At 71.0% G+C, this 13,011-nt stretch carries 8 protein-coding genes; 5 read left to right on the top strand and 3 right to left on the bottom strand.

Going from position 1 to position 13,011, the window contains the following annotated elements; genetic code table 11:
• Positions 1-26 precede the first annotated feature (26 nt).
• Entirely contained in the window at positions 27-2,633 is a 2,607-nt protein-coding gene (locus GA0070619_RS04605; RefSeq protein WP_088946908.1) for a GDSL-type esterase/lipase family protein, read from the bottom strand.
• Positions 2,634-3,214: 581 nt separating this feature from the next.
• Here GA0070619_RS04605 and GA0070619_RS04600 point away from each other — a divergent pair.
• Together GA0070619_RS04600 and GA0070619_RS04595 are read left to right on the top strand one after the other, a co-directional pair.
• On the top strand, positions 3,215-5,608 hold the full coding sequence (locus GA0070619_RS04600; protein WP_088946907.1) for a phosphoketolase family protein: 2,394 nt from the start codon (positions 3,215-3,217) through the stop codon (positions 5,606-5,608).
• Positions 5,609-5,619: 11 nt separating this feature from the next.
• Positions 5,620-6,477 (top strand): universal stress protein, encoded by an 858-nt coding sequence (locus GA0070619_RS04595; protein ID WP_088951549.1) that lies wholly within the window; start codon positions 5,620-5,622, stop codon positions 6,475-6,477.
• A 48-nt stretch (positions 6,478-6,525) separates the two neighbouring features.
• On the opposite strand, the gene GA0070619_RS04590 is transcribed toward GA0070619_RS04595, so the two are convergent.
• A complete protein-coding gene (locus GA0070619_RS04590; protein WP_088951548.1) occupies positions 6,526-8,871 on the bottom strand; it encodes a heavy metal translocating P-type ATPase in 2,346 nt (781 codons plus the stop codon).
• Positions 8,872-9,100: 229 nt separating this feature from the next.
• Here GA0070619_RS04590 and GA0070619_RS04585 point away from each other — a divergent pair, with 229 nt between their 5' ends.
• Positions 9,101-10,096: an Acg family FMN-binding oxidoreductase gene (locus GA0070619_RS04585; RefSeq protein WP_406085371.1), complete on the top strand. Its 996-nt coding sequence runs from the start codon at positions 9,101-9,103 to the stop codon at positions 10,094-10,096.
• A gap of 8 nt (positions 10,097-10,104) precedes the next feature.
• Here GA0070619_RS04585 and GA0070619_RS04580 read toward each other — a convergent pair whose 3' ends face one another.
• The gene (locus GA0070619_RS04580; RefSeq protein WP_088946905.1) at positions 10,105-11,097 is read right to left on the bottom strand and encodes an NAD-dependent epimerase/dehydratase family protein; all 993 of its coding nucleotides are present in this window, start codon (positions 11,095-11,097) and stop codon (positions 10,105-10,107) included.
• A gap of 261 nt (positions 11,098-11,358) precedes the next feature.
• Between GA0070619_RS04580 and GA0070619_RS04575 the strand changes: the two genes are divergently transcribed.
• Positions 11,359-12,291: an ABC transporter ATP-binding protein gene (locus GA0070619_RS04575; protein ID WP_088946904.1), complete on the top strand. Its 933-nt coding sequence runs from the start codon at positions 11,359-11,361 to the stop codon at positions 12,289-12,291.
• Complete coding sequence (locus GA0070619_RS04570; RefSeq protein WP_088946903.1) at positions 12,288-13,010, top strand: ABC transporter ATP-binding protein; 723 nt, start codon at positions 12,288-12,290, stop codon at positions 13,008-13,010. Before GA0070619_RS04575 ends, GA0070619_RS04570 begins: the two co-directional genes overlap by 4 nt.
• Position 13,011 lies beyond the last annotated feature (1 nt).

The following is a 13,011-nucleotide window of genomic DNA, read 5'->3' as shown; positions in this document are numbered from 1 at the left end:
CACCCGACCGCGCCACAGCACAACGGTCAGGACGATCCCACGGGCTTCACGCAGTTGGACATTCCGCTTTCCAACGCACCGTTGACGGCGGTGACGCAGAATTCGTAGTTCAAGGCACCGTAGATCAGGAACCCGACGCCCCAGGTCGTTTCCATGATGATCTGATCACTGGCTGTCATCTCACTGCCATCAATGGGGTTGCGGACCCAGACGCGATAGCCGGCCGCACCGGTGGATTTGTTCCAGGTGAGATAGACGCTTGAGGCGTCGAGGGCATTGGCCTTCAGGCCGCTCGGCGCCGCGGGGGTTCCGCCGCCGACCAGGACAGGGCGGCCGGGATTTGGCACCCCTCCACCGCCGCTGGTGTCCCAACTCGATACCGAGACGAGATAACGGTGGCCGACTTTCAGACCGTCGATATGGGCCGCGTGACCCCTGATTCCGACGGCACCGAGGAATGCGCCCGGATCGTCCTGGTCCCAGTAGATGACCCCGTAACGTTCGACCGCCCCGACGGTTTCGCCCCAGGTGATGTCGAAGCCGGTGCTGGTGGCCCGGGTGACGATCTGCGCCGGACCCGGAGGAGCCGTCGGGCTCGCCACCATGGGCGCCGTCGGGGACGTCCAAGCGGATTTCTGGTCATCGGTGTCGCCGTTGTCGGTGCGGACCTGGTATTCCCACTTCAGGCCGTGGGGAGAGAGCGTGTCGTGGCGGTTGGTCGCCGCCCTGGACTCGCCCCACTCCGCGGAGCCGACAAGACGGGACCGAACGGTGTATCCGTGGGCACCGAAGACCGCATCCCACGTCACCTTGAGGCCCTGGGGGCCGGGCTCGACGACGACGTTTCTCGGCACGGGGGTCGGCCGCGCCGGAATGGTGTTGGGGATGGCGGGCACGCTGGTCCCGATGCGGAAGTTGTTGACGAGGGTGCGTTCGAACGCCTGGGCGATCTTGAACTCGCCGCGGGCGTTGGGGTGCAGCCCGTCGTAGCCGTCCGGACAGCTGTCGGGCCCGCAGGCGTAGTTCGCCCGCCAGTCGACCAATGCCACAGGGGACTGGCTGGTGCTCCACGACGGGATCGAGGTGGCCAGCAGTGTGTTGTAGCGGTCGGTGTTGACTGGAAGGTTCGGGTTGACACCGAGCCGGGTGCGCTGAGGGATGTTGGCCAGGGCCAACTTGATGTTGGGATTGGCGGCACGGGCCTCGCTCACCAGCGTCCTCATGCTGGCGATGGTCCCGTCGGGGTTGTCGACAAACCAGCCCAGGTCGTTGAACCCTAGGCCGACCAGGAGCAGGTCGGGCTTGTGCTCCGCTACCTGCGTACGGATTTCGTTCTTGACCTGGGCCGCTTGGCGGCCCCATACCGCGAAGTGGTCGGAGTCGAAGGCCGGCGCTCCTGCGGCGTACTGCCCCCAGACGCGAGGAATGCCCTCCCCAGGGGCGGGAACCCCTTGCAAACGCGGCGGAGTCGGACCGGTTGCTTCCGCAGGGGGCGTGGTGCCGTAGTAGGGACCGACGAAGTTGACAGCGACATTCTGAGCTCTGAACCAGTCCCACAGCCGGTAGCGCCAAGTCCAGTCACCCTCGGCACCCTGGGACATCGAATCGCCGACCACCATGACCCTGAGAGCCCCGACCTGGCCTTCCGTCGATGGGCTGACGGCCCGGAGCAACCGCGCGACCGCGTTGAAAAAAATGTCGGCGAGCTCCGGTGTAAACGCATTAGCAAGGAAAGTCAGAGGAGCTCGCCAGGGAATGTATTTATCCGCGAATTCTCGCAGGATCTTTTGGGCCTCGGCAATGATCGGCCGTGTGGTCTGGGCGAGTTTCTCCAGTGCTCTCCCGGCGCCATAGCCCAAGAGAGCGCCAGCCACTGTGGCCGCCAGTATCTCAGCCCAAGCGTCGAAGTCAAACGGCTCCTGCTTCAGGGCTACATGCACTATCCCGCCCACACCTCCGCCAATGGCCCCACCGAGAGAAAGGCAGAACGGTGCAGCGAGCGGAGCCCCCACATTGAAGGCGGCTAGGCAAATGCCACCGATCGTGATCGATACTGCCGCCGTGACGAGGCTGGCCACCAGCGCCTTCCAGAAGGAATCCCAGAAGCCCGTAGTGCCGATGTCCGCTACCGGCACCACGATCACTATGCTGTTGCCGAGAGCCTGGATGCTTCCGCCGAACGTGGTGTCGGTCGGCCCCGAGTAGTAGCCCATCCCGCTCTCTCGGGCTTGCCGAGCGAAAGACTCACCTAGGGAGAGCCCTCCTTGGGTCTGGTCGCGATGGAAGACCGCGACCTTCTGCAGCAGGAGCTCGTGAAATTGCTCAGGGCGCTGCACAGGATTGAAGTCCAGGATCGCCACGACATCGTCGTCATTGTTGGCCAACTGCCGGAATTGCCCGGAGTCGCGCGCGCAGCCCACGCGCAGCCCCATACCATCCGCCTCGACCGGCTTGACGTCGAAGGACGAGCCGTGCACGGAGCACGCGGCATCCGCTGGGGCGGCGGCCGCCTGGGTCACGCCAATATTGGTGGAGCCGGCCACAACCAGCACCAACGCAAGGAAGAACGCCGTGAGACGGGTGCCGTGCCGCCTATTTTTGTGCACCCATGATCGACTATGGGAATGAGACATGGAGGACTTCTTTCTGTCCGATCATGGTGCGCTGGGTGGAATCGGGAAGTCGACTTCGACGGATCATCGCGCCGGACTTCCAGGCCCACCCGCTGCCTGACCTGGGACAAGTAGGGGATCCGACGCTCGCCTCGACGTACGCCGTCGATGGTCCGTCGTCAGTTGTCGGTCGTCAGTTCTTTACATCGATGATCTTTGTGTAAAATTCATAGATCTACAAGTCTCGAATCGATCACAGTCGTTGGTCTCCCCGGCCCAGCCACCCCACGTAGCGAAAGCCGAGGTGGGCCCACGGGCGGGTCCGGCCAGAGCGGACCACGTCCCCGACGGCCTTCACGCAGCGCCGATCCGACCCCGTCGACGCACCGACGCGACTACCCTCGGTCAGGGAAGATGTGGCGGCGCGGGGAGGTGGGGCCGTTCGCGGACCGGCCTCCATCGCGCCAGGCGGGACACACGTCCGCACCAGCGGGGACCAACGGCCCTGCCCCATCCTCTCGGCGGCGACGAAGCTGGACGTGGCCGGGACAACCCGGGACACCGGATGCGACGTCCCCGATTTCGCGAGAGGCTTACGCAGCATGGACTCCGCTGTTGACCTGCACAGCCCTCTGACCGAAGACGAGCTGCGCCGGCTGGACGCCTACTGGCGCGCCGCGAACTACCTCACCGTCGGGCAGATCTACCTGCTGGACAACCCGCTGCTGCGGGAGCCGTTGACAGTCGACGACATCAAGCCGAGGCTGCTCGGCCACTGGGGCACCAGCCCCGGCCTCAACCTGATCTACGCCCACCTCAACCGGGTGATCGTCGCCCGCGACCTCAACGCCATGCTGGTCACCGGCCCCGGCCACGGCGGCCCGGCCATCGTGGCCAACACCTGGCTGGAGGGCACCTGGTCCGAGCGCTACCACGACGTGGCGCGCGACGAGGCCGGGATGTCCAAGCTGTTCCGCCAGTTCTCCTTCCCGGGCGGCATCCCCAGCCACGTGGCGGCGGACGTGCCAGGTTCGATCCACGAGGGCGGTGAGTTGGGGTACGCGCTGAGCCACGCCTACGGCGCCGCGTTCGACCACCCGGACCTCGTGGTGGCCTGTGTGATCGGCGACGGTGAGGCGGAGACCGGGCCACTGGCCGGCAGCTGGCTCTCCAACGTGTTCCTCAACCCGGCCCGCGACGGGGCGGTGCTGCCCATCCTGCACCTCAACGGCTACAAGATCGCCAACCCGACCGTGCTGTCCCGGATCCCCGAGGCCGACCTGCTCGACCTCATGCGCGGCTCGGGCTACCAGCCGTACGTGGTGGCCGGCGACGACCCGGCGCAGGTGCATGGCACGCTCGCCGCGACGATGGACCGGGCACTGGACGAGATCGCCGAGATCCAGCGGCGGGCCCGCTCCGGTGGCGTCGTCGAACGCCCCCGCTGGCCGATGATCATCCTGCGGACGCCGAAGGGCTGGACCGGTCCCGCCGAGGTCGACGGCACCCAGGTGGAGGGCACCTACCGCGCCCACCAGGTGCCGCTGTCGGGCGTACGCGACAACCCGGCGCACCTGGCCGAGCTGGAGCAGTGGCTGCGCAGCTACCGGCCGGAGGAGCTGTTCGACGCCACCGGCGCACCGGTCGACGAGCTGCGGACGCTGCCGCCGCGCGGTGACCGGCGGATGAGCGCCAACCCGGTCACCAACGGCGGCCTGGTGCTGCGTGACCTGGCCCTGCCCGACTTCCGCGACTACGGCGTGGAGGTCCCCGAGCCGGGCACCCCGATGGCCGGCGCGACCGGCGTTCTCGGCCCGTGGATCCGCGACGTGATCAGCGCCAACCCGCAGACGTTCCGACTGTTCGGCCCGGACGAGGTCGCCTCCAACCGACTGGGCGCCGCCTTCGAGGTGACCGACCGGGCGTGGGTGGCCGCGACCGTGCCCGGCGACGACCACCTCTCGCCCGACGGCCGGGTCATGGAGGTGCTCTCCGAGCACCTGTGCCAGGGCTGGTTGGAGGGTTATCTCCTGACCGGCCGGCACGGCGTGTTCACCAGCTACGAGGCGTTCATCCACATCGTCGACTCGATGCTCAACCAGCACGCCAAGTGGCTGAAGGTGACCCGGGCCATCCCCTGGCGGCAGCCGCTCGCCTCGCTGAACTACCTGCTGTCCAGCCATGTCTGGCGGCAGGACCACAACGGCTTCTCGCACCAGGACCCGGGCTTCATCGACCACGTGGTCAACAAGAAGGCCGAGGTGGTCCGGGTCTACCTGCCGCCGGACGCCAACACCCTGCTCGCCACGATGGACCACTGCCTACGCAGCCGGCACTACATCAACGTGGTGGTGGCCGGCAAGCAGCCGTCGCCGAACTGGCTGACGATGACCGAGGCGATCCAGCACACCCGCCGCGGCCTGGGCATCTGGGACTGGGCCAGCAACGACGACGGCAGCGAGCCGGACGTGGTGCTCGCCTGCTGCGGGGACGTGCCCACCCTGGAGACGCTGGCCGCCGCCGAACTGCTGCGCCAGCACCTGCCGGAGCTGAAGGTGCGACTGGTCAACGTCGTCGACCTGATGCGACTCCAGCCGGACACCGAACACCCGCACGGCCTGCCGGACAAGGAATTCGACACCATCTTCACCCCGGACCGGCCGATCATCTTCGCGTACCACGGTTACCCGTGGCTGATCCACCGACTCACCTACCGGCGTACCAACCACGACAACCTGCACGTGCGCGGCTACAAGGAGGAGGGCACCACCACCACACCGTTCGACATGGTGATGCTCAACGACCTGGACCGCTTCCACCTGGTCATCGACGTCATCGACCGGGTGCCCGGGTTGGGCGCCCGGGCCGCGCACCTGCGCCAACGGATGGTCGATGCCCGACAGGCTGCCCGCGACTACACCCGCCAGTACGGCGAGGACGACCCGCAGGTCGCCGAGTGGCGCTGGGTCCGCGAAACCGACCCGACCAACCCCTGAAGGAGAACGACGTGCGCGACGCGGAGATCCTGGTCGGCTACGACGGCTCGACCGACGCCTCGGTGGCTCTCGACTGGGCGCTGGAGGAGGCGCGGCACAGCGGCCAACCGGTGCGGCTGGCGTACGTCTTCGAGTGGTTGACCGTGGCCAGCTGGGTCGGCCCCGGCGTGGCGCCCGGGGTCTGGCCGGACGACACCGCCCGCCGGCAGGTCGAGGAGCTGGTCCGCAAGGCGGCGGCCGACGCCGCCGCCGCGAACCCGGGCCTGCGGATCACCGGCGAGGTGTACGACGGGCCGCCCGCCCTGGTGTTGCAGGAACGCTCAGCGGAGGCGGGCATGCTGGTGCTCGGCAGCCGGGGTCACGGTGGCTTCGGTGGTCTGCTGGCCGGGTCGACGGCGATATCGGTCGCCGCGCACGCCCACTGCCCGGTCGTCGTGGTCCGGGACGGGGTCGGCAGCGCTCCGGTCGACGCGTCGACCGGCCGGGTGGCCGTCGGTGTGGACGGCTCGGGACCGTCGCTGGTGGCGCTCGGCTTCGCGGCCGAACGGGCGGCGCAACGCCAGGTGCCGCTGCGCGTCCTGCACGCCTGGACACCGGGCCCCGGCGGGGCGGCCGGTGTGCCCGACGAGCAGGCCGCTGTGGAGCAGTCGCTGGAGCCGTGGCGGCGGACGTTCCCCGATCTGGCCGTGACTGTCGACCTGGTCCCGACCAGCCCGGCGGCGATGCTGATCGAGGCGAGTCGCGACGCGCGGCTGGTGGTGGTCGGCAGCCGGGGCCGGGGCGGGCTGGCCGGGATGCTGCTCGGCTCGGTCAGCCAACAGCTCATCCAGCACGCCAACTGCCCGGTGGCGGTGGTCCGGGAACGCTGAGATCCATCGGCCTGGGCCGCGCCCGTGGGCAGAGCGGCCCGGCCGGGGTTACCGGCGCACGGGCGCCGGGTCGGACGGGTCGAGGGAGAAGAACTCCTCCTCTTCCTGAGCCAGGTGCAGGCGGAGCACCGCGTCCAAGCCGTAGAGGGTGGCCAGCAGGTCGGCGACCTGGTCCGGGCGTAGCCGGCCGTCGGCGGTCTGGGCGAGCTGGGCGTCGAGCAGGTCCACCTGGCGGTGGATCTCCACGTGCGCCCGGCTCATCGTCGAGGTCGCCTCGCCGCTGCCCAGCGGGTCGGCCAGCGCCGGGTACAGCTGTCGCTCCTCGGCAGCCTCGTGCGGCAGCACCCGCTCGGTCAGCCGGCGGTGCGTCTCGCGTACCGCCGGCAGGCACCTCGGCGAAGCCGGGTCGGTGGCGACCAGGTCCGCGGTGTCCCGCAACCCGGCCAGCACGTCGCGGACCGCCTGGTGTTCCGCCGCGTAGTGGGCGAGCAACTCCCGGGTACGCGGCGGGACGTCGCGCCGGCGCAGCCCTCCGCGCAGTGCCCGCAGCGCGTTGAGGATCACCAGCACGTCGATACCCTCCTGGAGGAACGCGCCAGCTACCGGGGGCAGCCGACCGACCGCCGCCACGACCATCGCCAGCACCGCCAAGCCCATCCCGACGGTGGCGCTCTGCACGGCGATCCGCCGGGCGTACCGGGCGATCTCCACCGCGTCGGCGAGCCGGTCCAGCCGGTCCACGGTGAGCACCGCGTCCGCCACGTCCGCCGAGGCGCTCGCGCCGGTCGCACCCATCGCCACGCCCACGTGCGCCTCAGCCAGCGCCGGAGCGTCGTTCACCCCGTCACCGACCATCACGGTGACCGCCCGGTCGGCCTCCGCCCGGACCCGGGCCACCTTCTCCTGCGGCGTGCAGCGGGCAAGCACGTCGTCCACCCCGACCATCGCCGCGACCTGCGCGGCGGTGGCTGCTTGGTCGCCCGTGACCAGCACGATCCGCCGCAGCCCCGCCGCACGCAGCCGGCGTACGGTCCGGCGAGCGTCGGGGCGCACCGGATCCTCCAGCAGAATCGCGCCGAGCGGTCCACCCTCGTCGCTGACCCACACCGCGGACCAACCGGCCAGCTCGGTGCGGGCCCGCGCCCGGTCCGCCCACTCGGGCAGCTCCCCGGTGAACTGACCGACCCGGACCAGGCGCCCGTCGACCCGGCCGCTGACTCCCCGTCCCGGTTCCTCGGTGACGCCAGTCGGCTCGGTCAGTGTCAGCCCACGATCGCGAGCCTGCCGAACCAGCGCGGTGGCCAGCACGTGCGGAGACAACTGCTCGACCGAGGCCGCGAGGCGCAGGACCTCGTCACGGTCACCACCCGGTGCGACGACCGTGTCGGCGGCGCGCGGACGGCCGGCGGTCAGCGTGCCGGTCTTGTCCACCAGCAGCGTCCGTGCCCGGCCGAGCAGCTCCAGCGCGCCACCGTCGCGGACCAGGACCCCGCGCCGGGCCACCCGGGACAGGCCGGACACGATCGCGATCGGGGTGGCCAGCAGCAGCGGGCAGGGGGTGGCCACCACCAGCACCGCCACCGCCCGGACCACGTCGCCGGAGAGCAGCCAGCCCAACCCGGCCAGGACCAGCGTGAACGGCACGAACGCGGCGGCGTACCGGTCGGCCAGCCGCACCATCGGGGCCTTGCGGGCGGTCGCCTCCTGGGCCAATCGAACGATCCCGGCGTACGTGCTCTGCGCCGCGTTCTTCGTCGCCCGCATGCCGAACCCAGCGCCAGCGTTGACCACACCGCTGGCCACCGCCTCCCCGGCGGCGCGCTGGACCAGCCGCGACTCCCCGGTCACCACCGACTCGTCCAGCGTGGCCGCCTCGTCGACGGTCCCGTCGACCGGCACCACGTCCCCCGGGCCGACCAGCAACCGGTCCGCCACCGCCACCTGGTCCAGCGGCACCACCTCGATCGCGCCGTCGGGCCCCCGCCGACGGGCGGTACGCGGAGCGCGCGCCAGCAACGCCCGCAGGTCGCGGGTCGCCCGGCGCTGCGCGTACGACTCCAACGACCGCCCGGTCGCCAGCATCACGGCGATGACCGCTCCCGCCAGGTACTCTCCGACGCCGAGCGCACCGGCCAGGGCCAGCACGGCGATCACGTCCACGCCGAAGTGCCGGTGCCACAGCGAGCGCAGCATCGACCAGGCGGCCGGCAGCAGCGCGGCCACCGTGACGGCCGCCCAGATCAGGTTGGCCGCATCCGGTCGGCCGGCGATCCGCAGCGCCGCCCCGGCCAGCACCCCGATGCCGAGCCCGAACAGTGGCACCCACGCCCACCACCGCCGGACGCGGGCGCGGGCCGGCTGCTCCGGTACGCACTCGGTCGGCTCGGCCCCCACCTGCGCATCCTCGCAGCCAGTGGGCTGCCAGCGGTCGGACACCGTGCGTTCCGCCCGGTGGACGGACGTCGTGGCGGTGCGCCGGACTGGTTCGGAGGGCATAACGGTCCGACGAGGTCGGGACCTGTGGCCCCTGCCGACACACACCGAATGACACAGGATGAGGCGGCAACCCCGACACAGCGACGCGACGTGCGGCACGATGAGCAGAGACGGAAAGGTCGTGACCATGAGTCAGGAGAACCAGCTGACCACCGCGCTGGCGGAGGCCGCCGCCACCGCCGGCCACGCCCCCTCGGTGCACAACACCCAGCCGTGGCGTTGGCGGGTGCTGCCCGACGCGCTGGAGCTGCGCTCGGTCGCCGACCGGCAGCTCGCCGCCTCCGACCCGGAGGGCCGGCTGCTCGCGATCAGCTGTGGCACCGCCCTGCACCACGCACGGCTCGCGCTGGCGGCCGAGGGGTGGCGCGCCGTGGTGGAGCGACTGCCCGACCCGGGCGACAGCGAGCTGCTGGCCCGACTGACCGACCTGAGCCAGACAAAGGCAGACCCGGACGCCATGCACATGGTGCAGTGCATGCAGGTCCGGCACACCGACCGGCGGCCGGTCAGCGACGAGCCGGTGCCGTCCACGGCGATCGAGCAGATCACCCGGGCGGTCAACGCGGAGGGCTGCCGGTTGCAGATCCTCGACCGCGACCAGGTGCTGGAGCTGGCCGCGACCGCCAGTCACGCCGACACGATCGAGGCCGAGGACCCGGAGCTGCGCGCAGAGCTGCGTTACTGGACCAGCCGCGCCGGCGAGGGCACCGGCCTGCCGGCGGAGGTGCTGCCCGAGCAGCCGCCGCAGACCACAGTGCCGGGTCGCGACTTCGGCCGCCCCGGCAGCCTGCCCGTGAGTCCCGGCCACGACCGTATGGCGGTGTACGCGATCCTGCACGGCGACGAGGACGAGCGGGACAGCTGGTTGCGTGCAGGGGAGGCGCTGTCCGCCGGTTGGCTGACCGCCACTCGGCTCGGCGTGTCGGTGGTGCCGCTCAGCGCCGTGGTGGAGGTGCCAGGCACCCGGCAGACCCTGCGGCAGATGCTCTCCGTGATCGGCTACCCGTACATCGTGCTGCGGTTGGGCATCGCGGACCCGGCACAGTCGGGCCCACCGCACACGCCGCGACTGACCGCCGCGCAGGTGGTCGACACCTCCGCGGTGCGCGGCGGGCAGGGCTGACGGGACGGTCAGCCGGCGAGCACCGCGGCCTCCCGGGCCGGGTCCAGCCCGATCGAGCTGTGCAGCGGTCGCCCGGCGCGGGACGGCACGGTGCCGACCTCGCGTAGCCACCGCCAGGTGTCGTCGACCGTCTCGGTCACCGGCCGGCAGGTCAACCCGGCGGCGAGAGCGCGGGTCACGTCCCGCTCCAGCAGCCCCCGGTAGGGGTGACCGGTCGGCAGCCAGATCGGCAGATCGCTCCACGCCTGCACACCGGCGGCGAGGATCGTCGCCGGATCGGTCCAGCGCAGCCGGGCGTCGGCACCGGTGGCAGCCACACACGCGTCGAGCAGCTCACCCATCGTGGTCTGCCCGGGACGACCGGTCGCGTTGAACGTGCCGCCCAACCGCCGGGCGCCCGCGTCCAGCATCCACGCCGCCAGATCGCGAACGTCGACGTACTGCACCGGCAGGTCGACCGGCCCGGGCGCGAGCACGTCGCCGCCGCGCTCGACGCGACGCAACCACCAGGGCAACCGGCCGATGTCCTCCCCCGGGCCCAGGATCAACCCGGCCCGGGCGACCAGCGCGCGGTCGCCGAAGACCTCCCGCACCGCACGCTCGGCACCGGACTTGAGCTGCGGGTAGTCGCCGTCGACGGCGCCCGGGTCGGCGTCCACCACCAGGGAGTCCTCGCTCAACCCGCGCGCGGCCGGGTCGGTGTAGACCGACCCGCTGGACACGTACACGAAGTGGCCGACCGCGTCGACCAGGACGCGGGCGGCGTCGCGGGCCGCGCGAGGCGCGCCATCCCAGGTGTCCACCACCAGGTCCCACTCGCCGCCCGCCAGCGCCGCCAGACCGTCCGGCGAGGTGCGGTCACCCCGCAACCGGTGTACGCCCGGGGGCACCGAGCCGTGCAGACCTCTGTTGAACACGGTCACCGACCAACCCCGCCGCACGGCCTCGGTGACCGTCGCCCCGCCCACGAAACCCGTACCACCCAGCACCAGCAGTCTCATGCGCCCCACAGTGCCGGCGCGGCCCGGTGGGCGGCACCCCGTTTCACCGGTAGCGGATCTGCCCGTGGCAGAACCAGGGTTCCGGTGGTTGGGAGATTCCGGTCGGGTCGCGGGGGTGGGTGGTCCGTAGCCGTCGCGGTCAGCGCGATCCCGCGGCACCCTCGTCCAGAAAGCAGGAAAGCCGCCCAGGGCATGGTCAACGGAGCCGCCGATTGCGAAACTGCTTCAATCTGCGTGAGCACAACCCGGACGGAGCAGGGAATGTCCAGCACACCGCTGTCCCTGCCGCAGCCATCCGCACGGGCACCCGAGTTCGGCCGGGACGCGCTCATCGTCTGCGAGAACCTGGTGCGGATCTACCAGACCGGTTCGATCGAGGTGCAGGCACTGCAAGGACTGGACCTGGCCGTGGAGAGCGGTGAGCTGGTCGCCGTCGTCGGCGCCTCCGGGTCGGGCAAGTCGACGCTGCTCTCCATCCTGGCCGGCATCGACGCCCCCACCGCCGGGCGGGTCCGGGTCGAGGAGTGGAATCTGCTGGCGATGTCCCGCGCGGACCGGGTGGACTACCGGCGGCACACCGTCGGGTTCGTACGGCAACAGACGGCGAGCAACCTGATCCCCTACCTGACCGCACGGGAGATGGTGGACCTGCCGATGACGGCGGCCCGTACCGCGAAGGATGAGCGCCGGGAGCGCGCGGCCGAACTGCTGGACAGCCTCGGTGTCGCCGACTGCGCCGATCGGCGCCCCGGGCAACTCTCCGGAGGGCAGCAGATGCGCGTCGCGATCGCTGTGGCGCTGGCCAACCAGCCGCGGGTCCTGCTCGCCGACGAGCCGACCGGCGAGCTGGACGCCGCCACGTCCGCAGAGGTCTTCGGCGTCCTGCGGGACGTCAACCGACGCTACGGCGTCACCGTTGTCGTGGTGACCCACGATCCGGAGGTCAGCAGCCAGGTCGAACGGACCGTCGCGATCCGGGATGGACGCACCAGCAGTGAGGTGCTCCGCCGCACCACCACCGACGCCGAGGGCGACACGCATGTGATCGCCGAGGAGTACGCCGTGATGGACCGGGCCGGGCGGGTCCAGGTGCCCCGTGAGTTCCGCCAGGCGCTGGCGCTGACCCGACGGGTCCGGCTGGCCCTGGAACCCGACCACATCACGATCCGCCCCGACTCGGGAAGCGGCGAATGAGCCGCGAGCCGTTGCTCAGCGTGCGTGGCCTACACCGGCGCTTCCGCACCGGGCCGACCGTCGTACACGCCCTGCGCGGCGTGTCGTTCGACGTGGCCGCCGGTTCGATGGTGGCGCTCGTCGGCCGGTCCGGCTCGGGCAAGACCACCCTGATCAACGTCATCGGCGGCCTGGACCGCCCGGACGCCGGCACCGTGCACGTCGACGGCACCGACGTCACCGCGCTCGACGAGGACGGCCTGTCCCGGCTGCGGCGCGAGAAGGTGTCGTACGTCTTCCAGAGCTTCGGGTTGATCCCGGTGCTGTCGGCCGCGGAGAACGTCGCCGCCCCGCTGCGGATGGCCCGCGTCGCCCCGACCGAGCGCGAGCGGCGGGTCGAGCTGCTGCTGGAACTGGTCGGCCTGGCCGACCACGCCCAGCAGCGGCCGGCCGAGCTGTCCGGCGGCCAGCAGCAGCGGGTGGCGATCGCCCGCGCGCTGGCCGCCTCGCCCCGGCTCCTGCTCGCCGACGAGCCCACCGGGCAACTGGACGCCGAGACGGGCCTGTCGGTGATGGCCCTGCTGCGCGGGATATCCGAATCCGAAGGCGTCACCGTGTTGGTGTCGACGCACGACGCGGTGATGATGGCCCTGGCCGACCGGGTGATCCGCATCCACGACGGGCACCTCGACGAACAGGCAGCCGGGCAGCCGTACGAGTCCGTGCCGGACGCCAGGTGAC

Origin of the sequence: Micromonospora zamorensis (assembly GCF_900090275.1) — a bacterium.
Classification (GTDB): Bacteria; Actinomycetota; Actinomycetes; order Mycobacteriales; family Micromonosporaceae; genus Micromonospora; species Micromonospora zamorensis.
Note: the sequence above shows the minus strand (reverse complement) of the source record. Positions and strands in the feature narration are given on the sequence as shown.

Bases quoted from the DNA above. Each gene is read 5' to 3' on its own strand.
- GA0070619_RS04605 (WP_088946908.1), bottom strand. From the start codon at position 2,633: ATGTCTCATTCCCATAGTCGATCATGGGTGCACAAAAATAGGCGGCAC.
- GA0070619_RS04575 (WP_088946904.1), top strand. From the start codon at position 11,359: ATGTCCAGCACACCGCTGTCCCTGCCGCAGCCATCCGCACGGGCACCC.
- GA0070619_RS04600 (WP_088946907.1), top strand. From the start codon at position 3,215: ATGGACTCCGCTGTTGACCTGCACAGCCCTCTGACCGAAGACGAGCTG.
- GA0070619_RS04585 (WP_406085371.1), top strand. From the start codon at position 9,101: ATGAGTCAGGAGAACCAGCTGACCACCGCGCTGGCGGAGGCCGCCGCC.
- GA0070619_RS04570 (WP_088946903.1), top strand. From the start codon at position 12,288: ATGAGCCGCGAGCCGTTGCTCAGCGTGCGTGGCCTACACCGGCGCTTC.
- GA0070619_RS04580 (WP_088946905.1), bottom strand. From the start codon at position 11,097: ATGAGACTGCTGGTGCTGGGTGGTACGGGTTTCGTGGGCGGGGCGACG.